General features: G+C 63.4%; 21 protein-coding genes. 9 read left to right on the forward strand and 12 right to left on the reverse strand.

Annotation, left to right across the window (positions count from 1 at the left end; all coding sequences use genetic code 11):
- Positions 1 to 14 precede the first annotated feature (14 nt).
- Positions 15 to 1,277: a bifunctional 4-carboxymuconolactone decarboxylase/3-oxoadipate enol-lactonase PcaCD gene (pcaD, locus tag HBH1_RS15425; protein WP_102663459.1), complete on the forward strand. Its 1,263-nt coding sequence runs from the start codon at positions 15 to 17 to the stop codon at positions 1,275 to 1,277.
- 825 nt (positions 1,278 to 2,102) lie between these two features.
- Here pcaD and HBH1_RS15430 read toward each other — a convergent pair.
- The 3 genes from HBH1_RS15430 to HBH1_RS15440 are packed head-to-tail and all read right to left on the reverse strand — an operon-like array spanning position 2,103 to position 5,325.
- Entirely contained in the window at positions 2,103 to 3,287 is a 1,185-nt protein-coding gene (locus tag HBH1_RS15430; protein WP_102663460.1) for an ABC transporter substrate-binding protein, read from the reverse strand.
- A gap of 22 nt (positions 3,288 to 3,309) precedes the next feature.
- Entirely contained in the window at positions 3,310 to 4,266 is a 957-nt protein-coding gene (locus HBH1_RS15435) for a PDR/VanB family oxidoreductase (protein WP_102663461.1), read from the reverse strand.
- 9 nt (positions 4,267 to 4,275) lie between these two features.
- The gene (locus HBH1_RS15440) at positions 4,276 to 5,325 is read right to left on the reverse strand and encodes an aromatic ring-hydroxylating dioxygenase subunit alpha (protein ID WP_102663462.1); all 1,050 of its coding nucleotides are present in this window, start codon (positions 5,323 to 5,325) and stop codon (positions 4,276 to 4,278) included.
- Positions 5,326 to 5,668: 343 nt separating this feature from the next.
- On the opposite strand from HBH1_RS15440, the gene HBH1_RS15445 reads away from it, so the two are divergent.
- Positions 5,669 to 6,178, forward strand: a complete 510-nt coding sequence (locus HBH1_RS15445; protein WP_102663463.1) for a MarR family winged helix-turn-helix transcriptional regulator — start codon at positions 5,669 to 5,671, stop codon at positions 6,176 to 6,178.
- Positions 6,179 to 6,193: 15 nt separating this feature from the next.
- On the opposite strand, the gene HBH1_RS15450 is transcribed toward HBH1_RS15445, so the two are convergent.
- Positions 6,194 to 7,099, reverse strand: a complete 906-nt coding sequence (locus HBH1_RS15450) for a LysR family transcriptional regulator (protein WP_039874051.1) — start codon at positions 7,097 to 7,099, stop codon at positions 6,194 to 6,196.
- A gap of 169 nt (positions 7,100 to 7,268) precedes the next feature.
- Between HBH1_RS15450 and HBH1_RS15455 the strand changes: the two genes are divergently transcribed.
- Positions 7,269 to 8,465, forward strand: a complete 1,197-nt coding sequence (locus tag HBH1_RS15455) for an HD-GYP domain-containing protein (protein ID WP_102663464.1) — start codon at positions 7,269 to 7,271, stop codon at positions 8,463 to 8,465.
- 16 nt (positions 8,466 to 8,481) lie between these two features.
- Here HBH1_RS15455 and HBH1_RS15460 read toward each other — a convergent pair whose 3' ends face one another.
- The 7 genes from HBH1_RS15460 to HBH1_RS15490 form a co-directional block, all read right to left on the reverse strand.
- Positions 8,482 to 9,183, reverse strand: a complete 702-nt coding sequence (locus tag HBH1_RS15460; RefSeq protein ID WP_102663465.1) for an ABC transporter ATP-binding protein — start codon at positions 9,181 to 9,183, stop codon at positions 8,482 to 8,484.
- On the reverse strand, positions 9,176 to 9,949 hold the full coding sequence (locus HBH1_RS15465; protein ID WP_102663466.1) for an ABC transporter ATP-binding protein: 774 nt from the start codon (positions 9,947 to 9,949) through the stop codon (positions 9,176 to 9,178). The genes HBH1_RS15460 and HBH1_RS15465 overlap by 8 nt, the downstream gene beginning before the upstream one ends.
- Entirely contained in the window at positions 9,946 to 10,920 is a 975-nt protein-coding gene (locus HBH1_RS15470) for a branched-chain amino acid ABC transporter permease (RefSeq protein WP_233207623.1), read from the reverse strand. The genes HBH1_RS15465 and HBH1_RS15470 overlap by 4 nt, the downstream gene beginning before the upstream one ends.
- 65 nt (positions 10,921 to 10,985) lie before the next feature.
- Positions 10,986 to 11,852: a branched-chain amino acid ABC transporter permease gene (locus tag HBH1_RS15475; RefSeq protein WP_102663468.1), complete on the reverse strand. Its 867-nt coding sequence runs from the start codon at positions 11,850 to 11,852 to the stop codon at positions 10,986 to 10,988.
- A 284-nt stretch (positions 11,853 to 12,136) separates the two neighbouring features.
- On the reverse strand, positions 12,137 to 13,339 hold the full coding sequence (gene pcaF, locus HBH1_RS15480; protein WP_102663469.1) for a 3-oxoadipyl-CoA thiolase: 1,203 nt from the start codon (positions 13,337 to 13,339) through the stop codon (positions 12,137 to 12,139).
- 38 nt (positions 13,340 to 13,377) lie between these two features.
- Positions 13,378 to 14,019 carry a CoA transferase subunit B gene (locus tag HBH1_RS15485; protein ID WP_102663470.1) on the reverse strand — a complete coding sequence of 214 codons (642 nt, stop codon included), beginning with the start codon at positions 14,017 to 14,019 and terminating at the stop codon, positions 13,378 to 13,380.
- A complete protein-coding gene (locus tag HBH1_RS15490; protein WP_102663471.1) occupies positions 14,016 to 14,690 on the reverse strand; it encodes a 3-oxoacid CoA-transferase subunit A in 675 nt (224 codons plus the stop codon). The genes HBH1_RS15485 and HBH1_RS15490 overlap by 4 nt, the downstream gene beginning before the upstream one ends.
- A gap of 362 nt (positions 14,691 to 15,052) precedes the next feature.
- Between HBH1_RS15490 and HBH1_RS15495 the strand changes: the two genes are divergently transcribed.
- Entirely contained in the window at positions 15,053 to 15,991 is a 939-nt protein-coding gene (locus HBH1_RS15495; protein WP_102663472.1) for an IclR family transcriptional regulator domain-containing protein, read from the forward strand.
- Between the two features lie 140 nt (positions 15,992 to 16,131).
- Here HBH1_RS15495 and HBH1_RS15500 read toward each other — a convergent pair whose 3' ends face one another.
- A complete protein-coding gene (locus HBH1_RS15500) occupies positions 16,132 to 17,244 on the reverse strand; it encodes a porin (protein WP_102663473.1) in 1,113 nt (370 codons plus the stop codon).
- Between the two features lie 563 nt (positions 17,245 to 17,807).
- On the opposite strand from HBH1_RS15500, the gene HBH1_RS15505 reads away from it, so the two are divergent.
- The 5 genes from HBH1_RS15505 to HBH1_RS15525 all read left to right on the forward strand — a co-directional run bounded on the left by HBH1_RS15505 (position 17,808) and on the right by HBH1_RS15525 (position 24,091).
- The gene (locus HBH1_RS15505) at positions 17,808 to 18,983 is read left to right on the forward strand and encodes an ABC transporter substrate-binding protein (RefSeq protein ID WP_102663474.1); all 1,176 of its coding nucleotides are present in this window, start codon (positions 17,808 to 17,810) and stop codon (positions 18,981 to 18,983) included.
- A gap of 304 nt (positions 18,984 to 19,287) precedes the next feature.
- Complete coding sequence (locus HBH1_RS15510; RefSeq protein WP_102663475.1) at positions 19,288 to 20,067, forward strand: crotonase/enoyl-CoA hydratase family protein; 780 nt, start codon at positions 19,288 to 19,290, stop codon at positions 20,065 to 20,067.
- Positions 20,068 to 20,177: 110 nt separating this feature from the next.
- Positions 20,178 to 22,040: a feruloyl-CoA synthase gene (locus tag HBH1_RS15515; protein WP_102663476.1), complete on the forward strand. Its 1,863-nt coding sequence runs from the start codon at positions 20,178 to 20,180 to the stop codon at positions 22,038 to 22,040.
- A gap of 13 nt (positions 22,041 to 22,053) precedes the next feature.
- Entirely contained in the window at positions 22,054 to 23,307 is a 1,254-nt protein-coding gene (locus HBH1_RS15520) for a thiolase family protein (RefSeq protein WP_102663477.1), read from the forward strand.
- A 19-nt stretch (positions 23,308 to 23,326) separates the two neighbouring features.
- Positions 23,327 to 24,091: an SDR family NAD(P)-dependent oxidoreductase gene (locus HBH1_RS15525; protein WP_102663478.1), complete on the forward strand. Its 765-nt coding sequence runs from the start codon at positions 23,327 to 23,329 to the stop codon at positions 24,089 to 24,091.
- Positions 24,092 to 24,094: the final 3 nt, after the last annotated feature.

A 24,094-nucleotide genomic window follows, 5' to 3' on the forward strand; every position in this document is an offset into this window, starting at 1 on the left:
AGAGAGAGAACACCATGAGCTACGATCCGCTGGACCATGACTTCGAGCGCGGCATGCGCAACCGCCGCAGTGTGCTGGGCGATCAGTGGGTGGACCGGTCGGTGGCCAACGCCACCAACTTCAATGCCGACTTCCAGAATCTCATCACCCGCTTCGCCTGGAACGAAATCTGGGGCCGCCCCGGTCTGGACCACAAGACCCGCCGCATCATCGTGCTGGCCATTACCATCGCTCTGGGCCGTTGGGAAGAATTCGAACTGCACGTCCGCGCCGGCTTGACCGCCGATCCTGCGACTCGTCTGACGCCGGACGAAATGAAGGAAGTCATGATCCAGGCAGCAGTCTATGCCGGCGTCCCGGCGGGCAATACTGCCTTCACCCACGCGCAGAAAATCCTGCGTGAAGTGGGTGAGCAGATCGGCTATGTGGTTGCGCCGCAGGCGCCTGCCAACAGCGTGCATCCCGGCATCGGCCGTGCAGGTCGTACCTCCTCTTCCCCGGCGCTGCATTACACCTTGCGCGAGCCCCGTAACGGCAAGGCTCCGCGCCATACGGTGGTGCTGTCACATGCGCTGGGTGCCGACCTGATGATGTGGGATGGGCTGGCCAACAGGCTGTCGGAGGATTGCCGCGTGATTGCCTATGACCATCGCGGGCATGGCAGTTCGGAAAAACTGGATGGCCTCTACAGCATGGCCGACCTGGCCGACGATGCGGCGCGCCTGCTGCGTGAGCTCGATACCGGGCCGGTGGTATGGGTGGGTCTGTCCATGGGTGGCATGGTGGGGCAGGAGCTGGCGTTGCGGCATCCCGGACTGGTGCGGGCGCTGGTGCTGGCCAATACCACCTCGGCCTATCCGGAGGCGGCGCAGGCGGCCTGGCAGCAGCGTATTGCTACCGTGCGTGCGGACGGAATCGAGGCGATTGCCGATGCGGTGATGGGGCGCTATTTCCATGAGGACTTCCGGGCGGCGCACGGGGCGACGGTGGCGCGCTATCGTCATCGGCTGGTCACGACCGATGCAGTGGGCTATGTCGGATGCTGTCATGCAGTCGGGACGGTGGATACCACCGCCCGGTTGGGTGCCATCAAGGTGCCTACGCTGGTGATTGCGGGGGAGCTGGATCAGGGGACGCCTGTGGCCATGGCACAGGTCCTGGTGGATGCGATTGCTGCTGCCCGGCTGGAGGTGATTGCCGGGGCTTCACATATCAGTGCGGTGGAGCAGCCTGTGGTGTTTGATGGGCTGGTTGCCGGGTTTATTGAAGGGCTGTGAATTTTTTGCTTGGCTTGGCTTGGCTGGGCTGGGCTGGGGTAGTCTGCACGGAAGTTCTTCCTGCGCCCTGGCTTAATTTCTATCTTTCTCCGGGCGGAACGGAGCGCCGGGGGCGGCCCGGCAGCCGCTCACTTTTCTTGCTTCGCCAAGAAAAGTAAGCAAAAGAAGGCGACCGCTACTGCCCCGCCCTCCTTCGGAGGGTCCCCACGTTGGCACCCACGAGAACGGGAAAAATAGAGTCGCTTCGCTCCCACTATTTTCCTGATCCGTTCTCGTGGGTGCCAACGCGGCGGGTCAGAAGCGGACAGCCGATCCGGCTCGCCTTCGGCTTCGCTGAGGGCTCGCTGGCGCTTCGACTCTCTTCGATCAAGCAGATTGCTACAGCCCGCCGTTCCGCGAGCTATTTGCTTATCCGTTTCGACTTCAAATTCACCAACATCACATCGTCCCATCCGACAAAGCCGAAGGCGAGTCGGCCCATGGCGAGGCCGAAGGCGAGCCCGAATGGCTATTCCCCTTAGAGCCAGCCACCGCAGCGGAGCGAAAAGTGGACAAGAAAAATAGTGGGAGCGAAGCGACTCTATTTTTCCCACTTTTTGCTCTGCTGCGGTGGGGACCCTCCGCAGGAGGGCTGGCTCTCAGGGGTCGCCTTCTTTTGCTTACTTTTCTTGGCGAAGCAAGAAAAGTGAGCGGCTGCCGGGCCGCCCCCGGCGCTCCGTCCCGCCCGGAGAAAGATGGATATTAAGCCAGGGCGCAGGAAGGACTTCCGTGCAGACGACCCCAGCCCAACAACCCAACGACAAAACTGCGAAATCACGAAACTACTCAAACCCCAGGATCCCGCACCTTCTCCACCTTATCGAATTCAACGTTGTAGAACTCATTCCCCTTAGCCTCGGCCTTGCGCATATAGACGGTCTGCACAATATCCCGCGTCCCCGCATCGATGCTCACCGGCCCCCGCACACTCTCCCAGCTCATCCCCTTCATCGCCGCCAGCAACTTCTCACCATCGGCATCCCCCCCCGTCTTCTTCAGCGACTCATACAGAAGATGCATACCGTCATAAGCCCCCACAGAATGGAAGTTGGCCCGCATCCCCTTATTGGCCTGCGCGATCCCCTCCACATACTCCTTGTTGGCCGCAGAAGCATGCGCCGCCGAATAATGATGACTGCTCACCACATCCTTGGCCGCCGCACCAATCCCGGCCATCAGATCATCATCCAGCACATCCCCGGTACAAATCAGTCGTATTCCCGCTGCTCCCAGCCCACGCTCGGTGAACTGCTTGAGCACCGCCGCCCCCTCACCCGAGGGCACGAAGACGAACAACGCCTCCGGCCGCGCATCCTTCACCCGCTGCAGGAAGGGCGCATAGTCAGGATTGCGCAACGGCACCCGCACACTCTCCACCACCTTGCCCCCTGCCTCGCCGAAGGTCTTCACGAACACCTTCTCCGCATCCAGCCCCGGCCCATAATCCGACACGAAGGTCACCACGCTCTTGATCCCGTTCTTCGCTGCCCATGACGCCAGCGGCGACGTCACCTGCGCCAGCGTGAAACCAGTACGCACGATATAGGGCGAACGCTGCACGATGATGGAGGTAGCCGCAGCCGTCACGATCATCGGCACCTTGGCCTGGGTCGCGATGGGAGCTGCCGCCAGCGCCAGCGGCGTCAGGCCGAAGCCCATCAGGACTTGTGCCTTGTCACGCGCCACCAGCTCCTGCGCCAGTCGCTTCGTGACGTCGGGTGAAACACCACCATCATCCTTGAGCAGGATGTCCACCTTGCGCCCGGCCACGCTGTCGCCGTTCTTCTGCTGGTACAGCTTCACCGCCGCTTCGATCTGCCGACCCGTCGAGGCAAACGGCCCCGACATCGGCACGATCAGGCCGACCTTAACCGGGTCGGCGGCACGCGCCAGCAAGGGCAGTCCCGTCGCAGTCAGTGCTGCGCCAGCCAGCATCAATTGGCGACGCCTCGCATCGATCATTTCGTTCATCGTGTCTCCTCTCTTTAGTTATTCAAAGATCCAGCACCAGCAATGCGCTCTTTGCGCGGGAACAGCAAGGGGTGAACTGGTCATTGGCGGCGCGCTCCTCATCGGTCAGGTACTGATCGCGATGATCGGGCTCACCCTCCAGCACGCGGGTGAGGCAGGTGCCACAGATGCCCTGCTCGCACGACACCGGCACATCCACGCCATGCTCGGACAGCACCTGGATCACCGTGCGCCCGGGCGGGATGGCATAGACCTGGCCGCTGCTGGCCAGCTTCACGTCGAAGGCGGCGTTGCCATCGGCCTGCACCGGTGCTGCACCGAAATACTCGAAGTGCAACTGTGACTCCGGCCAGCCACGCCTGCGGGCCGTCTCCAGCACGTGTGCAATGAAGCCGGTGGGGCCGCAGACATAGAGACGGGTGGCGGGATCGGTCCTTGACAGCAAGGCGTCGAGGTCGAGTTTCTGATCGGCCTCGCCATCGTCGTAGTGATGCACGACACGATCGGCGAAGGTCGAAGCGGCAATGCGCTCGCGAAATGCCTGGCGCGCGGGAGAGCGCGCACAGTAGTGCAGCTCGAACGAATCCCCGGCGGTGGCCAATGCCTCGGCCATGCAGAGGATGGGGGTGACCCCGATGCCACCGGCCAGCAGCAGGCTGTGCGGCGCCGGCTGCAATGCAAACTGGTTGCGCGGCGCGCTGATGGTGATGAGGTCGCCTACCTTCAGCGCATCATGCACGGCCAGCGAACCGCCACGCGACTGCGGATCGCGCAGGATCCCGATCTGGTAGCGCTGCCGTTCATGCGGCGCATTGCACAACGAATACTGGCGCAGCAAGCCGCCCGGCAGATGCACATCGATATGCGCCCCGGCTGCAAACTCCGGCAACGGCCCGCCATCGACGGCCGCCAGCTCCAGGCCGATGATGCCCTCGGCCTCTTCGCGACGTGCGGCGACCTTGACCTGCAATGTCGTCATGCTGCCCCCTTATGCCGCTGCGGCCTTGCCGGCCCCGACGTCGCGGGCCAGCCACTTGTCGAGGATCTTGCGCGACTGCACGCCGCCGGCATCGATGTTCAGTGCCAGCAGACGCCGCTCGGGATACTTCAGCAGGTTGGCCTGCTGCAGTTCCAGCATTTCACGGTCCTCGCCGAAGATCTTGCCCTGGCCGTCACGAATGGTGGCCGTCAGCTCCTGATCATCGGGACGGAAATGACGTGCCATGCCCCAGAAGTACCAGTGCGAGGTCTCGGTCTCGGGCGTGATGAAGTCGACCACGATGCTGGATGCCTTGTGCTGCGCGGGCGCCTCGTAGCCGCCATGGCCGGCATGGGCCACGCCGACTTCGATCATGACGTGGCTGGGTGGGGTGAAGCGACAGACCTGCCAGCGATCCACCGGGACATCATCGGCCAGGCCATTGCCGCGCAAGGCCATGCGCCAGAACGGCGGCGCCATGATGTTTTCCATGTAGCGACTGGTGATGACCTGCTCGCCTTCGACGCGGGTGTTCACGGGGGCCTCGTCGATTTCCTTCTGGCCGATGCTGGAGGCATGCACATAGGTCTCGTGCGTGAGGTCCATCAGGTTGTCGATCATCAGCCGGTAATCGCAGTTGATGTGATAGAGGCCGCCACCGTAGGCCCACTCCGGGTTGTCCGCCCATTCGAGATGATGGATCAGGGCCGGGTCGGCCAGCTCCTTCTCGCCCGGCCAGATCCAGATGAAACCGTAGCGCTCCACCACCGCAAAACTGCGGATGCACGGGAAGCCGCGCACCCGCTGGCCAGGCATGCTGACGGGCTTGCCATCGCATCCCATCTCCAGGCCGTGATAGCCACACACCAGCTGGCCGTCGCGCACGAAACCCAGCGACAGCGGCGCACCACGATGCGGGCAGAAATCCTCCACCGCCGCGACCTTGCCTTCGGCGCCACGATAGAACACGATCTTCTCACCGCAGATCTGGCGGCCCAGCGGCTTGCTGGCAATTTCGTCGGGGGTACAGGCAACGTACCAGGCATTCTTGGGGAACATGACGGTCTCCTCTCGGGTGAATTCCTCAATCGGCGCGCAGCACGGACGGCCGGCGCCATGATCAGTCTTGGGTCTCTTGCTTGTTTGTTGATCCGCAGGTCTGTCGATTCTGTTGATCCAGATCCTGTCGGGTCTCCTGCTTTTTTGTTTTAATATTCAGTACACTGAATGTATGAGAAAAGTATCCGCCAATCCGCTGCGCAAGTAAACTCACTGGCGGAGTTTTTTCGTTGCGCGTTGCATCAATTGATTGAGGGAAAGCGGAGGCCTGCCCTACACTGCCGCTCACCTCGTCGCCCTGCCGATCCGAACTGCGAGCCACGGCTCATCGACTGACCACACCATGTCCACCACACCGCACCCCGACCAAGAAAGCCAGCTGATCGACCTGTACGAACATCCCGGTCACCTGTTGCGGCGCGCCCAGCAGATTTCGGTCTCGATCTTCCATGACGAGACCGGCGGCGTGGTCACGCCGGTGCAATACGCCATCCTGCGCATGCTTTCCAACCACCCCGGCATCGATCAGGTGACGCTGTCCGGGCTGGTGGCCATCGACACGTCCACTGGTGCCACCGTCTGTGCGCGGCTGGAAGAAAAAAGTCTGCTGGTGCGCGAAGTGATTCCACACAACCGCCGCCAGCGCGCCCTGCGCATCACGCCGGCCGGCGAGGCCCTGCTGCAGGAACTGATTCCCGGATTGCAGCGGCTGCGCAAGCGCATCCTGGCACCGCTGGATGACGCCGAAAAGGCGCAGTTCATGCTGCTGCTGGACAAGCTGGTGCACGAAAACAATCCGCATAGCCGCGCCCCGCTGGCCAGGTTGCGCAACGAAAGCTGCGATGAGGACTGAGGCCGGCCCCACTTGCTACATACCCGTCGGAAACAGCGCCGTCGTCAGGCTGCGCAGCCAGGCATTGCCGCCATCCTTGTGATACTTGCGATGCCAGTGCTGCTTGAGGTCCAGGGATGGCATCTCGAACCCGGGCTCCACCAGCCGGATGTTGGAAAAGCGTGCCACGAACTCGCCGAAGGCACGCGGGACAGTGGCGATCAGGTCGGAGGTAGCGATCAACAGCGGGATGGACATGAAATGGGAAGTCGACAGGACTACCCGACGCCTGATCTTGCGACGTAGCAGGAAACGCTCGCACATGGGTTCGTCACGGCCTTCGGCATTGATGACGATATGCCCCATGGCAAGGAACTGATCCAGACTGATCTCCTGCGCCAGCAGCGGATGTTCGGCGCGCAGCAGGCAGACGAAATCGTGCGAGAACAGCCGTTGCTGGAAGAAGTTACGGTTCTTCAAGTCGGGAAAATAGCCGATGGCCAGGTCCACCTCACCGCTTTCCAGCGCCACGACCAGTGCCTCTGGCGACATCGTCACCGTCTCCACGGAGGCATGCGGAGCCTCGTCGCGAACCCGCTGCAGCAACCTCGGCAGCAACATCAGCTCACCGATATCCGACAGCGCCAGCACGAAACGCTTGGTGGTCGTGGCTGGCGTGAATTGTTCACTGGCCAGCACTTCGGCATGGACCCGCTGCAGGATTTCGCGGGTGGGGTCGATCAGGGTGCAGGCGCGCGGTGTCGGCTGCATGCCGCGCCCGGTCTTCACGAATAGCGGATCACCCAGTGCGCTGCGCAGTTTGTTGAGCGCCATGCTCACCGCCGGCTGGCTCATGTCGAGCTTCCTTGCAGCCGCGCTGACACTGCGCTCCTCGAAGATTGCCAAGGCGATCGGCAATAGATTCAGATCGAAATTGGCCATTCTCCCCTCCCATTTCCCACATGAAAGATGCCGAACATACAGCGCCTGAAAATAGTTACCAATTCCAATGTCGAATAAACGTTATTCGTGATTAACGGATTCTCAAATAAAGTCAGAACGGTATGATTACGCGACGATAGTTTCCGCACGGACATACCCCGTCCACAACATGCTCAAGAAGATCAATGTCGCGGAGCTGGTCCTCGGGATGTACTTTTGCGGCTTCGACGCCGGCTGGCTCAATCATCCGTTCTGGAAGACCCGCTTCCTGCTCAAACACGAGAACGACCTCGAACAGGCACGCGCCAGCGGCATCGCCTATTGCTGGATCGATATTTCGCGTGGTCGGGATGTGATGGCGGCGGTCGAAGATGATCGAATGACGGTGCCGTCAGGAGCCCCTCGGGACGGCGGTGATGATGACGCAGCACTTGCTGTCGAGGTGATCGTTACGAGGACGGCCGATGACCCCGCCCTGGAACAGGCCATCGCCCTGCGCGAACATGCAAGGGAGCTCACCCGCAGCATGTTCACCGCGGCCCGCATGGGCAGGGTGGTGGCCCTACCGCAATGCGTGGACCTGGTGGAAGAGATCGCCTGCTCGGTGCTGCGCGATCCGACCGGCTTGCTGAGCGTACTGCGCCTCAAGCTCAATGACGAATATACCTACCTGCACTCGGTAGCGGTATGCGCGCTGATGGTGGCCCTGGGCAGGACGCTGGGATTGAGCGAGTCGGCCTGTCGCGAGGCAGGGCTGTGCGGGTATCTGCATGATGTGGGCAAGGCCTTCATCGACGACGACATCCTCAACAAGCCCGGCAGGCTCAGCGACGAGGAATTCGCCCTGATCAAGCGGCATCCGGAACTGGGGTACCAATACCTGATCCAGAACCCGGACATGCCCGCCTATGCCTGCGAGGTCTGCCTGCATCACCATGAAAGGCTGGACGGGCGCGGCTATCCCGATGCCCTGGCCGCCGATGCAATCACCCAGTACACCCGGATGACGGCGATCTGCGACGTCTATGACGCGCTGACCTCGGAGCGTCCCTACAAACAGGGTTGGGACCCGGCCGATGCGCTCTACCAGATGGCCAGCTGGGAAGGGCATTTCGATCGCCGCCTGCTGCTGGCTTTCGTCAAGACCCTGGGCATTTATCCGGTAGGCTCGCTGGTGCGACTGGAGTCGGGACTGGCGGGGCGGGTGATCCGCCAGAATCCCACCGACCTGACTCGCCCGGTCGTGCAGGTCTTGCATGCCCGGGACGAACACGACATCGGCAGCAACGGCGTGCTCGACCTGATGGCCTGGCCACGGACGGATGGCATCGTACAACGCGGCCAGGATGCGAACCCTGCCAGCTGATATCCAGGGACTCAGTTCAGGCCACTGCCACCAGGCGGTCCAGTTTCTCGCCATCGTCGAGCAGGCTCTGGCTGTCGGAGGCATGCACGATACGCCCACGATCCAGCACGATGGCACGCTGCGTGAGCGAGAGTGCCATGCGGGCGTGCTGCTCCACCACGATCACCGACATGCCCTCCTCGCTGACCAGGCGACGGATCACCTTGAGCAGTTCCTGCACGATGATCGGGGCCAGGCCTTCCATCGGTTCATCCAGCAACAGGATGCTGGGGCTGACCATGAGAGCGCGAGCGATGGCCAGCATCTGCTGCTCGCCACCGGAGAGCTGGTTGCCCATGTTGTTGCGGCGTTCATGCAGGCGCGGGAAGATCTGGTAGATCTTTTTCAGGTCCCACTGGCCGCCGCGTTCGACCACGGTGAGATGTTCTTCCACCGACAGTGAGGGGAACATGAAACGTTCCTGCGGCACCCAGCCCAGGCCCGCATGGGCGCGCCTGTGCGTGGGCACGCGCACGATGTCGCCACCGCGCCAGCGGATGCTGCCGCCATGCATGCGGGTCAAGCCCATCAGGGTGATCAGCAGGCTGGTCTTGCCCACCCCGTTGCGGCCCAGCAGGGCCAGGCTCTCGCCTTCGTTCATCGCGAAGGACACGTCTTCCAGTACGATGGATTCGCCATACCCGGCGGTCACTTTCTCCAACGTCAGCAGTTCACGCATGTTCGGCCTCCCCCAGATAGACTTCCCTGACCCGCGGGTCGGCGGCGATCTCGGCCGGCGTTCCCTCCACCAGCACCTTGCCGCCCACCAGCACGGTGATGCGTTCGGCAAAGCGGAACACCAGTCCCATGTCATGCTCGATGAAGACGATGGTGACCTCGCGCGGCAATTGCGCGATGACTTCGAAGAGTTCACGACTCTCGGCCGAGGGGATGCCTGCCGCCGGCTCATCCAGCAGCAATACCTTGGGCCGGGTGGCCAGGGCCAGCGCAATCTCGACCAGCCGCTGCCTGCCGTAGGCCAGACTGCGGGTCAGGGTGTTGGCGTCCTGCTCCAGCTTGAGCGAAGCCAGCAGGGACATGGCTTCCTCCACCACCTCGGTCTGGCTGGCTACGGTCTGGTACCACTTGTATTGCATGCCGCGCCGTTCCTGGATCGCCAGTACCACCGACTCCAGCACGGTCAGGCCGGCGAACAGGGTATTGATCTGGAAGGTGCGGGTCATGCCGCGCTTGACGCGTTCATGCTGCGGCAGGGACGTGATGTCTTCGCCACCGAACCAGACCTTGCCGCTGCTGGGGGCAAAGCCGCCGGTGAGCAGGTTGATGAAGGTGGTCTTGCCGGCGCCGTTGGGGCCGATCAGGGCGTGGCGCGCCCCGGGAGCGAAACTGAGCGAGACATCGCTGTTGGCAACGAAACTGCCCCAGCGCTTGGTCAGGCCTTCGGTGCGTAGCGTGGTGTCACCGATGGATGGATGCAGGCTCATGCGCGGCCTCCCTTGAAGAATTTGTCACGCAGCACAACCAGGCCTCCCAGCAAACCCCCACGGGCGAACAGCACGATCACGATCAGCAGCAGGCCGATCCAGAATTGCCAGTAGGCCGGATTGAGCCCGGACAGGTAATCCTGCGCCAGCATGTAGACCAGTGCGCCGACAAGGCCGCCATACAGGCGACCGGTACCGCCCAGCACCAGGATGATCAGCAATTCGGCCGAGCGCGGGAAACCCAGTACGTCCAGGCCGACGAACTGCGTGGTCTGCGCCAGCAAGGCACCGGCTACGCCAGCCACTGCGGCGGCGACGGTGAAGATCACCACCAGCCGGCGGCTGACGTCGGCGCCGATGGCAGGCATGCGGCGACCACCCTCGCGGATGCCTCTAAGGCCGAGGCCGAACGGTGAATTGACCAGGCGCCGCAAGACCACGAACAGGACCAGCAGCACCGCGAAGCTGTACACATAGGCCACGCGCCCGTTGAGGTCGAACTCGAAGACACCGAAGATCTTGCTCATCACCATGCCCGAGAGCCCATCGACACCGCCAGTGATGAAGGCCGCCTTGTTGGCCGCTTCGAACAGCATCAGGCCGATGCCCAACGTCACCATCAGGCGAGTCAGGTCAGCCCCGCGCACCACCAGGAAGCTCACCAGGAAACCAGCGATGGCGGCTACCACGGCAGCCAGCAGCAGGCCGGTGATCGGCTCGCCCCACCCGTGCACGGCCAGCAGACCTGCCGTGTAGGCACCCAGCCCGAAAAAGGCCGCATGGCCCAGCGAGACGATGCCGGCATAGCCCAGGATCAGGTCCAGCGAGACCGCGAACAGGCCCACGATCATGATCTGGCTGATCAGCACTAGGTAATCGGGGAAGATGAAATAGGCGGCTACCGGCAAGAGCCAGAACACGATTTCCAGCGGCCTCCAGTGGTCATTGGGCAGGTGCAGGGCAGGCTTCATGGTCGGCTTTCCCGGGCTGGCGGCGGAGGTGGAGGAGGTAGAAGTGGAGGCCGAGTTCACGATGCTCATCCGCGCCTCCGCATCAGTCCGGCCGGGAACAGGATCAGCAGCACCACCATCAGTCCATAGATGACGAAGGCACCGATCTCCGGCACATAGTATTTACCGGCCACGTCGAACACGCCCAGGATGACGGCCGCCAGCAGCGGCCCCTTGATGGTGCCGGCACCGCCCACGGCCACCACCAGCAGGAAATAGACCATGTACTTGACCGGGAAGGTCGGGTCCAGCCCCAGCACGTCGATGCCCAGACCGCCGCCGAGACCGGCCAGGCCCGAACCAAGCGCGAAGGTCAGGCTGAACACGCGGCTGACGTTGATACCCAGTCCGGCGGCGGCCACCTGGTTATCCACCGAGGCCCGGATCTGTGCGCCGAAGCGCGTGCGTTCGATCAGCAGGCCCAGGGCCAGCGTGACAATCACCACCACGCCAATCAGGAAGACGCGATAGGCGCCCACATCCAGTCCGAACAAGGAGACCTGGCCCCGCAACCAGTCCGGCAGCACCACCGGTTGCTGGGTCGGCCCCCACTGCCAGGTGGCGCCGGCCACGGCCATGAAGGTCAGACCGATGGAGAACAGCACCTGATCCAGGTGGCTGGCCTTGTAGAGACGGCGATACAGGGAACGTTCCAGCACCAGTCCGACCACGGCAGCCGCCAGGAAGGCCAGCGGCAGGGTCGCGAGGAAGGGGACACCCATGCGATTGAGCAGGCTGACACAGACGTAGCCGCCCAGCATGGCAAAGGCGCCGTGCGCCAGGTTGATGAAGTTCATCATGCCCATCGTCACCGACAGGCCGACGCTGATCAGGAATAGCAGGCTGCCGTAGGCGATGCCGTCAAAGAGCACACCGAGGAAGTTGCCTAGCATGGCGCAGCTCCCCGATGACGGTGCGTGGGTGCGGCCGCACGCGGCGCGCAATCATGATGTCGATGCATGATGCGATGTGTCTCCTATTCTGGCCTGCGGCTCTGTGTTGGTGGCCGCTTGGTGATGGGATGGTGCTTTTTTCTATTGTGGTTCTTTTTTCTATTGTGCTGCTTTTTCCTCTATGCCTGCCTGATCAATTTTCAGGATCGCATCAACCATCTTCATGGTTGGTCGAACGACGGGGATGGCGCAGCCAGGTGCATCGCCGCGCCATCCCCTTGTCATCACACGCGTTCGATCACCATAGCGATGCCCTGCCCCACGCCGATGCACATGGTGCACAGCGCGTAGCGGCCACCGGTGCGTTCCAGCTGGTAGAGGGCGGTGGTCACCAGGCGGGCGCCACTCACGCCCAGCGGATGACCCAGCGCGATCGCGCCGCCATTGGGGTTGACCCGCGCATCGTCGTCAGCCACGCCCAGTTCGCGCAGCACTGCCAGACCTTGCGAGGCAAAGGCTTCGTTCAGTTCGATCACATCCATCTGCTCGATGCGCATGCCCAGTTGCGCCAGCAGCTTCTTGCTGGCCGGGGCCGGGCCCATGCCCATGATGCGCGGTGCGACGCCGGCCGTGGCCATGCCCAGGATGCGGGCACGTGGCTTGAGCCGGTGTTGCTCGGCCGCCTCGGCACTGGCCAGCAGCAAGGCGCAGGCGCCATCGTTGACACCCGATGCATTGCCGGCGGTGACCGTGCCATCGGGCTTGACCACACCCTTCAGACGGGCCAGCGCTTCCATGCTGGTGGCACGTGGATGCTCGTCCTGCGTGACGGTGATGGGGTCGCCCTTCTTCTGCGGGATCACCACCGGCACGATCTCCTGTGCCAGGTTGCCGTTGGCCTGCGCGGCGGCGGCCTTGGCCTGGCTGCGCACGGCGAACTGGTCCTGGTCCTCGCGGCTGACCTTGTAGTCGACGGCGACGTTCTCGGCCGTCTCGGGCATGGCATCCACACCATATTTCTGCTTCATCAAGGCATTGACGAAGCGCCATCCGATGGTGGTGTCCTGGATCGCGGCCTGGCGCGAGAAGGCGCTATCGGCCTTGCCCATCACGAAGGGAGCGCGAGTCATTGACTCCACCCCGCCGGCGATCATCAAGCCGGTCTCGCCGGACTTGATGGCGCGCGCGGCGGTCCCCAGGGCGTCCATGCCCGAGCCGCACAGGCGGTTGATGGTGCTGCCCGGCACTTCCTGCGGCAGACCGGCCAGCAGCAGCGACATGCGGGCGACGTTGCGGTTGTCCTCGCCGGCCTGGTTGGCGCAGCCGAAGATGACGTCATCGACCGCGCTCCAGTCCACCTGCGGATTGCGCTCCATCAGCGCGCGCAGCGGTACCGCGCCCAGATCGTCGGCACGCACGTCCTTGAGCGCGCCGCCGTAGCGACCGATGGGGGTGCGGATGGCGTCACAGATAAATACGTCTTTCATGCATTCCTCGCAGCGAAAATTGGTTGATTCGAACGGACTCAGGCCGCCGGGCGCAGCGGCGCGCCGGTCAGCTCCTGCAGTTGTTCGAAGGACAGGCCCTCGACGATCTCGCGCACCTGCAGTCCCTGCGGGGTGACGTCGATGACGGCCAGGTCGGTGTAGATGCGGTTGACGCAGCCGATGCCGGTGAGCGGATAGGCGCAGGCCTGGACCAGCTTGCTTTCGCCGGTCTTGGTCTGGTGATCCATCATCACGAACACCTGCTTGGCGCCGATGGCCAGGTCCATCGCTCCGCCCACGGCGGGGATGGCGTCCGGCGCGCCGGTATGCCAGTTGGCCAGGTCACCCTTGGCCGACACCTGGAAGGCGCCCAGCACGCAGATGTCGAGGTGACCGCCACGCATCATGGCAAACGAATCGGCATGGTGGAAATAGGCCCCCCCGGTCAGCAGCGTCACCGGCTGCTTGCCGGCATTGATGAGGTCTTCATCTTCCTCGCCGGGCGCCGGCGCCGGGCCCATGCCGAGCACGCCGTTTTCGCTGTGCAGGAAGATTTCCTTGTCGGCCGGCAGGTAGTTGGCGACCTTGGTGGGCAGGCCGATACCCAGGTTCACGTAGGCACCTTCGGGAATGTCCTGGGCCACGCGCGCGGCGATCTGTTCACGGGTAAAGCGATTCATTGCTGTGCCTCCTTGGTTTGCACGATCCGCTGCACGAAGATGCCGGGAGTGATGATGTTTTCCGGATCGAGCTGACCCAGTTCCACCACCTCGCTGACCTGGGCGATGGTGCATTTGGCGGCCATGGCCATGATCGGACCGAAGTTGCGGGCGGTCTTGCGATACACCAGGTTGCCCCAGCGGTCGCCATGCAGCGCCTTGATGAGCGCGAAGTCGGCGTGGATCGGCGACTCCAGCACATAGTGGCGGCCGTTGATCTCGCGGGTCTCCTTGCCTTCTGCCAGCATGGTGCCGTAGCCGGTGGGGCTGAAGAAACCGCCGATGCCGGCACCGGCGGCGCGGATGCGCTCGGCCAGGTTGCCTTGTGGGGTCAGTTCCAGTTCGATCTCGCCGGCACGGTAGAGCGCATCGAAGACATGGGAATCGGTCTGGCGCGGGAAGGAACAGATGATCTTCTTCACCCGCTTGGTCTTGAGCAGCGCCGCCAGGCCGGTGTCGCCGTTGCCGGCATTGTTGTTGACGATGGTCAGGTCGCGCGCGCCCTGGGCGATCAGCGCATCGATCAGGGCCGACGGCATGCCGGCATTGCCGAAGCCGCCGATCATGATGGTGGCGCCATCATGGATGTCGGCCACCGCCTGCTCCAGGGAGTCAGAAATTTTATTGATCACGTTGCTCTCACTTTAGATGCGGCGCCTGGGGCTGCGCCTGCTGGATATCCCGCCATCTGGTTTGCCACGTTGCAGCCGGGCGGGCGTGTTGCACGGGCTCGTCTCGGTCGGTGTCTGCGGACATTTGAGGCTTGCTGCCGGATTGACTTCGGACTGACTTTTCCCGGCACTCAATGTTCGATCACCGAACTAATGTTTGATTTTCGCACAAAAAGAGTTTAGCGATCCGGCTTGACGGCCGTCAAGAAAAACCGGCAGGATGTGTTCGCTTGCCGCACAAAACGTTAAAATCCGGACGCAATCGGCGCCGTCCGAAACCCGAGCCGTCCTGAACCATCCGCCCAGAGAGCCCATCCGAGCCCATGTCCACCGCACCCGCCGCCAAGACCCGCAAGACTGCTGCCAAAAGCAGCGCCACAGCAGCCGCCACCGTCGATGCCAAGGCCGGCAGGAGCAGCCGGGCCAAGAGCAAGAACGTCGCCGTCGCCCCCACTGCCGCGACCGAAGCGGAACGCGAGCTGACCATCGCCGAGGAAATCGACGCCCTCACCGACCCCAGCTTCATGACCTCCCTGGCGCGTGGCCTGGCGGTGATCCGCGCCTTCAGCGATTCGCGCCGCAGCCTGACCATCGCCCAGATCAGCCAGAAGACCGGTATCCCGCGTGCGGCAGTGCGACGCTGCCTGCACACCTTGAAGCAACTGGGCTATGCCGATTCGGACGTCAACAATTTCTCGCTGCGCCCCAAGATATTGACGCTAGGCTATTCCTATCTATCCTCCACGCCGCTGACCGTTTCTGCACAGCCCTACCTGAACAACATCAGCCGTACCCTCGGCGAATCCTGCTCACTGGCCGTGCTGGACGACAACGAAGTGCTCTACGTAGCCCGCTCGGCCACCTCGCGCGTGATGTCGGTGGCGCTCAATACCGGCAGCCGGCTGCCGGCCTACTGCACCTCGCTCGGTCGTGCCATGCTGGCGCACCTGCCGGACGACCAGTTGAAGGCCTATTTCGACAAGGTCAAGCTGCGCGCCCTCACCGAGAAAACGGTGGTCTCGCAAAAACGCCTGCGTGACATCCTGGCCGGCGTGCGTGAAAACGGTTACGCGGTCATCGATGAAGAACTGGAAGTGGGCCTGCGTTCCATTGCGGTTCCCGTGCGTGGGGCATCCGGCAACGTGCTGGCGGCGCTGAACGTGGGCGCGCAGGCCGCACGTGTATCGCGCCAGCAGATGGAAGAAGAGATCCTGCCGGTGCTGCTGCGCGGTGCGCAGGAACTGTCGGTCCTGCTGCCCTGAAAAAAACCGGCCCGGCCCCTCTTGCGGGGAGCCGGACCGAAGACAAAAACAGACCCTGTCTTTGTCGTGCCGCGGATGTCGGCGCGCCCTCTCTGCCTGCGGGCGCGCCATCCTCCTCAAGAGCGTTCCAGCGACCTCACTCAGAAGGTGTGACGGATGCCTGACATCACGCCCAGCTGGTTCTTGCCCGCCCCCACGGTGCCACCTGCATCGATGGCCACCGCTGCAGTGCCGCCGTTCTTGATGTAACCCAGCGAGGTATACAGCGCAGTGCGCTTGGACAGGTTGTAGGTCAGACGTGCCACCGACAGCGTGACATCGTTGGGGCTGTTCTTCACCGACAGGCGCGACACCTGTGCATCCAGCACCAGGGCCACGGACAGCGGATAGCTCACGCCCAGGTAGTAGAGGTCGGAATCGGTATTGACGTTGGCCGCCGCGCGCGTGCGGCGATCCACCACACCGCCACCCAGCTTGACGTCACCGATCATGAAGTAGCCGTTGAGCGTGATGCGCTGGTCGCTGTTGCTGCTGCTGGTGAGACCGCCGCTGGCACCGGTATTGCCATACAGGATGTCGTAGGAACTGGTCACGCCCCAGCCCTTGCCGTCATAACCCAGCAGACCGGTTACCTGGCGGCAGGCCTTGCTGTTGCCGGCCACTTCACCGGCGCAGTTGGTCGCTGCCGGTCCGCCGGTGGCCGACGTGTCGCGACCGAAGCTGTAGGTCGCGCCGACGGTGAAGCCACTGAAGCTGCCGAGGTAACCGATGGCGTTGTCGCTACGGGCATTGGGCAGGTAGGCATCGATGCTACCGATGGCAAAGATGTTGGGTCCCATGACGTCGGTCTTCAACTGCGACAGATAGGTCATGTTGACCTGGCGTCCCAGCATGATCTGGCCCCAGTCGCCTTTCAGGCCAACGTAGGATTGACGACCGAAGATGCGGTTGCCCTGCCCCATCGAACCCGTGTCAGGCGCGAAGCCGCTTTCCAGCACGAACATCGCCTGCAGGCCGCCGCCGAGATCTTCCGTCCCCTTGAAGCCGATGCGTGAGGGGAAGCTGCCGGTCAGCGACGGCATCTTGAATACCGAATTGCCATTGGCGTTGGCATTGGTGGTGTAGACCACACCGGTATCGACGATACCGTAGATGGTTACCGAACTCTGAGCCAGCGCCGAACCGGCCGTACCTGCACAAGCACATGCTGCCGCGGCCAGGGCCACTGCGCGCAAGGTCATTTTCTTTGTCATTGCCATCTCCTCCTGATTTCTATGAATGATGATTGGCCGGTCTGCTGCCGGAACGCGTCGTCCTCCAGACGCCCTCCGACGATTCGCCGCTCGCCGGGCCGGGTCACTTCCAATACCGTCAGTCCCTCCGATGTTGCCGATATTGCGGGTGTTGCTCTTGCGAATTCTTCGATGCCACTACGGCAAGCCGGCCAGGCGCGGGCGTAAAAGGGCCCCTGCCCCATGGTCCAGGCCATTGGCATATTTACTGGCGGACACTATTTGTGTCAGCGCTCAAAATACGAGTTGGTCGACACCACCAGACGGGCGTCGCAGAAAGATTCGTCTCGTTGCTTATTTTTTATAACTTTTATTAGCCGTTCGGTTACCGCACATCGGTTTGTTTACCGAACGGATGGTGCGATACTATTGTCGGCACCGAAGCTTTGTCAACAAGGCGAGCCGAGGAAGGGAAATCGATGCGTCGTCCGAGTGCAACAGTCGGACCGGCGATGCGACAATCACGACGGCACCAGAACCGCCTGCCCATCGCCCCTCACCACAATCACAAAGGAGACTGAAAAATGACGTTCAAGAAAATCGCGTTGCTGGCCCTGCTGGCGACTTCCCAGCTCATGACAGTTGCGTCCGCACGAGCCGAGGAAACCATCAAGGTGGGTCTGGTCGCGGCCTTCTCCGGCCCCTTCGCCGACTACGGCAAGCAGATGGAGGGCGGCATCAAGGCGTGGATGGCGCAGCATGGCGATCAGGTCGCGGGCAAGAAGGTGCAGATCATCATCAAGGACACCACCGGTCCGGCACCGGAGATCGCCAAGCGCCTGGCGCAGGAGCTGGTGGTGCGTGACAAGGTGGACTTCCTGGCCGGCTTCGGCCTCACGCCGGAAGCGCTGGCCGTGGCGCCGATTGCGGAGCAGGCCAAGAAACCGATGATCATCATGAATGCCGCCACCTCGGTCATCACCACCAAGTCCAACTACATCGCCCGCTTCTCGATGACGCTGCCGCAGGTCTCCGGCCCCATGGCGACCTGGGCGTTGAAGAACGGGATCAAGCGGGTAGTCACGCTGGTGGCCGATTATGGCCCGGGCATCGATGCCGAGACCGCCTTCAAGACCAACCTGCTGGGCGGCGGTGGCCAGGTGCTGGAATCGATCCGGGTGCCGCTGCGCAATCCGGAGTTCGCGCCCTACATCCAGCGCATCAAGGATGCCAAGCCGGAGGCGGTGTTCATCTTCGTGCCGGCCGGTGAGCAGAGCATTGCGTTCATGAAGGGGTATCGTGAGCGCGGCCTGGCCGAGGCTGGCATCAAGGTGATTGCCACCGGGGACCTGACCGACGATCACGTCATGCCCGCCATGGGCGACTCCACGCTGGGCGTGATCACCACCTTCCACTATTCGGCCGCCCATGATTCGCCGGAGAACAAGGCTTTCCTGAAAAGCTTCGCCGCCGCCAATCCCGGTGCGGGACGTCCCAACTTCATGGCCGTGGCAGCCTATGACGGCATGAATGCGATCTACGAGGTCAGCAAGAAACTCAATGGCAAGATCGACGGCGACAAGGCCATGGCCATCCTCAAGACCATGAAGTTCATGAGCCCGCGCGGACCCATTGCCATCGACCCGGCCACCCGCGACATCGTGCAGACGGTCTATGTGCGCAAGGTGGAGAAGATCGGCAACGAAGCCTACAACGTCGAGTTCGACAAGTTCGAGAACATGAAGGACACCGGCAAGTAGTGCTTGCCATGCCCACGGGAAACGCCGGTGATGCACTGCACACCGGCGTTTTTTCTTGGCGTGTGCGCATGGCATGCGGGCTGGCGCTGCACGTCCGGAAAAAGAGCAAGCCAGGGCAGCGCAACGCAGCATCGACGTATCGGTGACACGCACAAAAATATGTTCGGCTACCGCCCGCTTTTGCGAATAACGCACAACACGCAACACTGATGGCGCTTGCTTTTGCGCCCATCTTACTTATACTAAATAAACGTTATAACTTATAACTAATTTCAAAAAACCTACGGGCATGACCAGAGACAGCATGAACCAGCACAGCGACCTTCTCGACATCCAAGTGCACGGCGCCATCGCCGAGATCGCACTCAACCGCGCCGCCAAACGCAATGCCCTCAACGACCCACTGGTACGCGCCATCCGCGATTGCTTCGAGAACCTGCCGGCGGGCGTGAAGGTCGCCATCGTCCACGGCAAGGGCGAGCACTTCTGCGCCGGACTGGACCTGTCCGAACTGCGCGCACGCGACACCAGCGAATCCATGCACCACTCGCGCATGTGGCATGCCGCCTTCGAACAGATCGGCTTCGGCCGGGTACCGGTGATCGCGGTGCTGCACGGCGCAGTCATCGGCGGCGGCCTGGAACTGGCAGCGGCTGCCCACATCCGGGTGGCCGAGCCGAGCGCCTTCTACGGCCTGCCGGAAGGGCAACGCGGTCTCTTCGTCGGTGGCGGCGGTTCGGTGCGCATCTCGCGCCTGATCGGCGTGGCGCGCATGGCCGACATGATGCTGACCGGGCGCGTGCTGAACGCCGAAGAAGGTCACCAAGCCGGCATCTCGCAATACAGCGTGGCCGCTGGTACCGGACTGGACAAAGCGCGCGAGCTGGCCGAACGCATTGCCGGCAATGCGCCGATGACCAACTACGGCGTCATGCATGTGCTGCCGCGCATCCACGACCAGTCGATCCAGGATGGACTGATGACCGAATCCCTGATGGCGGCGGTGGCCGGCAGCGATCCCGATACCAAGGGTCGGCTGGCAGCCTTCCTCGATCACAAGCAGAACAAGGTCAGGCCGGGCTGAGCACATCCGGCGCGGCGGCCAGGGCAGGACCAGAAAGTCAGTAATACAGCGTAGTACATAACAACACCACTACCCGACCACGATCGGGCAGTCAGACAACAGAGACATGTATGAACACTCCACCTCGCTATCGCAGCGTCAGGTTCGGCATCGGCGGCGTTGACGTCGTCGCCGGCACTGACGGCACCTCCATCGTCAGGACGAGCCAGCCACTGCAGGACTATCCGGCGCGCCTGACCGACAAGCTGATCCACTGGGCCACGGTCGATCCCGAGCGCACCTACATGGCCCGCCGCGACCAGGACGGTCAATGGCGCCGCATCAGCTATGGCCAGGCCCTGCAGAGTGCGCGCCGCATCGGCCAGGCGCTGCTGCAGCGGGGATTGTCGGCCGAACGTCCGCTGCTGATCCTGTCCGAGAATGACCTGGAACATGCCATGCTGGTCCTGGGTTGCCATTACGCGGGCGTACCTTATGCTCCGGTGTCGTCGGCGTATTCGCTGCTCTCCAAGGATTACGCCAAGCTGCGCCACGCGGTGCAGTTGCTCACCCCCGGCCTGATCTTCGCCGCCCATGGCGAGAAGTTTGCGGCTGCCGTCGCGGCAGTGGCGCCGGAGATCGAATTCGTGGTCACCGAAGCGCCGCCACCAGGGCGCGCATGCACGCTCTTCGCCGAGCTTGACGCCACCCGTGCCGGCGACGAGGTCGAACGTGCCTATGCCGCCACCGGGCCGGACACCATCGTCAAGTTCCTCTTCACCTCGGGCTCGACCAGGATGCCCAAGGCGGTGATCAACACCCAGCGCATGATGTGCAGCAACCTGCAGATGATCGTGCAGACCTTCCCCTTCCTGGCCGAGGAACCGCCGATCCTGATCGACTGGCTGCCCTGGAACCATACCTTCGGCGCCAACCATAACGTGGGCATCGTGCTCTACAACGGCGGCACCATGTACATCGACGAAGGCAAGCCCACGCCGCAGGGACTGGCCACCACCCTGGCCAACCTGCGCGAGATCGCGCCCACCGTCTACTTCAACGTGCCGGTGGGCTGGGAAGGCATTGCCCATGCGCTGGAAAAGGACGAGGCCCTGCGCCGTACCTTCTACAGCCGCCTGCGCATGCAGTTCTACGCCGGCGCGGCCCTGGCGCAGCCGGTATGGGACAAGCTGCATGCCACCGCCGAGGCCACCTGCGGCGAGCGCATCGTGATGTCCTGCGGGCTGGGCATGACGGAGACCTCGCCCTCGGCGCTGTTCGTGGTGGATCACCAGGTCAAGGCGGGTCAGATCGGCATCCCCACGCCGGGCATGGAGATCAAGCTGGTCCCCAATGGCGACAAGATCGAGATCCGCTATCGCGGCCCCAATGTCACGCCCGGCTACTGGCGGGCGCCGGAACAGACCGCCGAGGCCTTCGACGAGGAGGGCTACTTCCGCTCCGGCGACGCGGTGCGCTGGCTCGATGCGGCCCATCCGGACCGCGGCTTCATGTTCGATGGTCGGGTGGCGGAGGACTTCAAGCTCTACACCGGCACCTGGGTCAGCGTCGGCCCGCTGCGTGCATTGATCGCCCATGAGGGCGCGCCCTACCTGCAGGATGCCGTCATCACCGGCCAGGACCGCAACGAGGTCGGCATGCTGATCGTCCCCAACATCGAGCGCTGCCGCCAACTGGCGCGCCTGCCGGCAGAAGCGTCGCGGGCCGAGGTCCTGTCGGCACCGGCCGTACGCGGCTTCTTCCAGGGTGTGCTGGATCGTCTGCAGACACATGCCACGGGCAGCTCCAATCGCGTGATGCGGGCGCTGGTGCTGATTGACCCACCCTCCTTCGACCGTGGCGAGATTACCGACAAGGGATCCATCAACCAGCGTTCGGTACTGACGCACCGCGCCGCGCTGGTCGAGGCGCTGTACGCCGGCACCGACCCGGACCTGCTGACGGCACAGGCCGCGCTCACAACCGCTCACTGAGGAAGCATTGCACATGGCACAGGCAGCGTTCTATTCAAGCTTCAAGGATATCTGGCTCATCGGCGGCGTACGCACGCCCATGGTCGACTACTGCACCAGCTTCAGCCAGCTTTCGCCCACCGACATGGGGATCAAGGTGGCCCGCGAGGTACTGGCACGCACCGGCGTGGCGGCCGCTGACATCGGCTCGGTCATCGCCGGCAACATGGCCCCGGGCGACGCCTACCAGTACATGCTGCCGCGTCATATCGGCCTGTACGCCGGTGTGCCAATCACTACCCCGGCCATCATGGTCCAGCGCATCTGCGGTACCGGCTTCGAACTGATCCGCCAGGCCGGCGACCAGATCGAACGCGGCTACACCGAAACCGCCCTGATCGTGGGCAGCGAGTCGATGACCCGCAATCCCATCGTCGCCTTCGCCCATCGCAGTGGCTTCAGGCTGGGCGCGCCGGTGGAATTCCAGGACTACATGTGGGAAGCGCTGGTCGATCCGGCGCCCGGCATCACCATGCCGCAGACCGCCGAAAACCTGGCCAGGAAATATGGCATCACCCGCGCCGAGGTCGATACCTACGCCGCCTATTCCTTCGAGCGCGCATTGAAGGCACAGGCCGCCGGTTTCCATGCGGGCGAGATCGTGCCGGTGGTCAACGAGACCTTCCACCTGGAGGGCTACAACGACCGTCACATCAAGCTGCAAGGCAAGCTCACCGAAGCGGCCAGCGATACCCATCCGCGCCCGTCGCCGGTGGACGTGCTGGGCAAGCTGCGCACCCTCTACCCGGATGGCGTGCAGACCGGCGGTAACAGCTCGGCACTGGTCGATGCGGCGGCAGCCACCATCGTCGCCTCCGGCGACTATCTGCGGCGCCATGACCAGGCACCGCTGGCCCGCGTGGTCGCCGCCGCCGTGGCCGGCGTGCCGCCGGAGATCATGGGTATCGGCCCGGTGCCGGCCATCCGCACGCTGCTGGAACGCAATGGCCTGACGGTGGCCGACATCGGCTGCTTCGAGATCAACGAAGCGCAGGGCGCGCAGATCGTGGCGGTGGAGCGCGAACTGGGCATCGATCGCGAACGCCTCAACGTCAATGGCGGCGCCATCGCCCTGGGTCACCCGCTGGCAGCCACCGGCGTGCGCCTGTCGATCACGGCGGCACGCGAAATGAATCGTCGGGAAGCCCGCTACAGCATCGCCTCGGCCTGCATCGGCGGTGGCCAGGGCATTGCCCTGCTGCTGGAAAACCCGGCGGCTTCCCATTGAATCGAGAAGGACTTTTACCATGCAACTGCAAGGACAAGCCGCACTGGTCACCGGCGGCGCCTCCGGCCTCGGGGCCGAGACCGTGCGCCAGCTGGTGCACGCCGGCGCCCGCGTTTCCATCCTCGACGTGAACGTCGAAGCGGCACAGGCCCTGGCGGCCGAATTGAATTGCCATGCCGCACGCTGCGACATCACCGACAGCGCCTCGGTCGAGGCTGCGCTGGACGCCGCGCAGCAAGCCAATGGCGTACCACGCATTCTCATCAACTGTGCCGGCATCGGCGGTGCCAAACGCATGGTCGGCAAGGACGGCAGCGCCATGCCGCTGGAGGACTTCAGCCGTATCGTCAACGTCAACCTGATCGGCACCTTCAACGTGATCCGCCTGGCGGCCGCCCGCATGGCCGCAACCGACGCGCTGGAAGACGGTGAACGCGGCGTGATCGTGGCCACCGCCTCGGTGGCGGCTTTCGACGGCCAGGTCGGGCAGGCCGGCTATGCGGCCTCCAAGGGCGGCATCACCGCCATGACGCTGCCACTGGCACGCGACCTGGCGCAATATGGCATCCGCGTGGTCACCATCGCACCGGGTCTGTTCCTGACGCCCCTGCTCTACAAGCTGCCGGAAGAAGTACAGCAGTCGCTGGCCTCGAGCATCCCCTTCCCGAAACGTCTGGGCAAGGCCGAAGAGTATGCGCAACTGGCGCTGCATATCGCCACCAACCTGTCGCTCAACGGCGAGGTGATCCGCCTGGATGGCGCACTGCGGCTGGCGCCGCGTTGAGGA

The sequence above is a fragment of the Herbaspirillum sp. BH-1 genome (assembly GCF_002870055.1).
GTDB lineage: Bacteria > Pseudomonadota > Gammaproteobacteria > Burkholderiales > Burkholderiaceae_D > Herbaspirillum > Herbaspirillum frisingense.

Coding starts and splice junctions, on each gene's coding strand:
- HBH1_RS15505 (WP_102663474.1), top strand. CDS start 17,808: ATGACGTTCAAGAAAATCGCGTTGCTGGCCCTGCTGGCGACTTCCCAG.
- HBH1_RS15460 (WP_102663465.1), bottom strand. CDS start 9,183: ATGCGTGAACTGCTGACGTTGGAGAAAGTGACCGCCGGGTATGGCGAA.
- HBH1_RS15485 (WP_102663470.1), bottom strand. CDS start 14,019: ATGAATCGCTTTACCCGTGAACAGATCGCCGCGCGCGTGGCCCAGGAC.
- HBH1_RS15465 (WP_102663466.1), bottom strand. CDS start 9,949: ATGAGCCTGCATCCATCCATCGGTGACACCACGCTACGCACCGAAGGC.
- HBH1_RS15430 (WP_102663460.1), bottom strand. CDS start 3,287: ATGAACGAAATGATCGATGCGAGGCGTCGCCAATTGATGCTGGCTGGC.
- HBH1_RS15470 (WP_233207623.1), bottom strand. CDS start 10,920: ATGAAGCCTGCCCTGCACCTGCCCAATGACCACTGGAGGCCGCTGGAA.
- HBH1_RS15520 (WP_102663477.1), top strand. CDS start 22,054: ATGGCACAGGCAGCGTTCTATTCAAGCTTCAAGGATATCTGGCTCATC.
- pcaD (WP_102663459.1), top strand. CDS start 15: ATGAGCTACGATCCGCTGGACCATGACTTCGAGCGCGGCATGCGCAAC.
- HBH1_RS15500 (WP_102663473.1), bottom strand. CDS start 17,244: ATGACAAAGAAAATGACCTTGCGCGCAGTGGCCCTGGCCGCGGCAGCA.
- HBH1_RS15455 (WP_102663464.1), top strand. CDS start 7,269: ATGCTCAAGAAGATCAATGTCGCGGAGCTGGTCCTCGGGATGTACTTT.
- pcaF (WP_102663469.1), bottom strand. CDS start 13,339: ATGAAAGACGTATTTATCTGTGACGCCATCCGCACCCCCATCGGTCGC.
- HBH1_RS15450 (WP_039874051.1), bottom strand. CDS start 7,099: ATGGCCAATTTCGATCTGAATCTATTGCCGATCGCCTTGGCAATCTTC.
- HBH1_RS15495 (WP_102663472.1), top strand. CDS start 15,053: ATGTCCACCGCACCCGCCGCCAAGACCCGCAAGACTGCTGCCAAAAGC.
- HBH1_RS15475 (WP_102663468.1), bottom strand. CDS start 11,852: ATGCTAGGCAACTTCCTCGGTGTGCTCTTTGACGGCATCGCCTACGGC.
- HBH1_RS15445 (WP_102663463.1), top strand. CDS start 5,669: ATGTCCACCACACCGCACCCCGACCAAGAAAGCCAGCTGATCGACCTG.
- HBH1_RS15525 (WP_102663478.1), top strand. CDS start 23,327: ATGCAACTGCAAGGACAAGCCGCACTGGTCACCGGCGGCGCCTCCGGC.
- HBH1_RS15435 (WP_102663461.1), bottom strand. CDS start 4,266: ATGACGACATTGCAGGTCAAGGTCGCCGCACGTCGCGAAGAGGCCGAG.
- HBH1_RS15440 (WP_102663462.1), bottom strand. CDS start 5,325: ATGTTCCCCAAGAATGCCTGGTACGTTGCCTGTACCCCCGACGAAATT.
- HBH1_RS15510 (WP_102663475.1), top strand. CDS start 19,288: ATGAACCAGCACAGCGACCTTCTCGACATCCAAGTGCACGGCGCCATC.
- HBH1_RS15515 (WP_102663476.1), top strand. CDS start 20,178: ATGAACACTCCACCTCGCTATCGCAGCGTCAGGTTCGGCATCGGCGGC.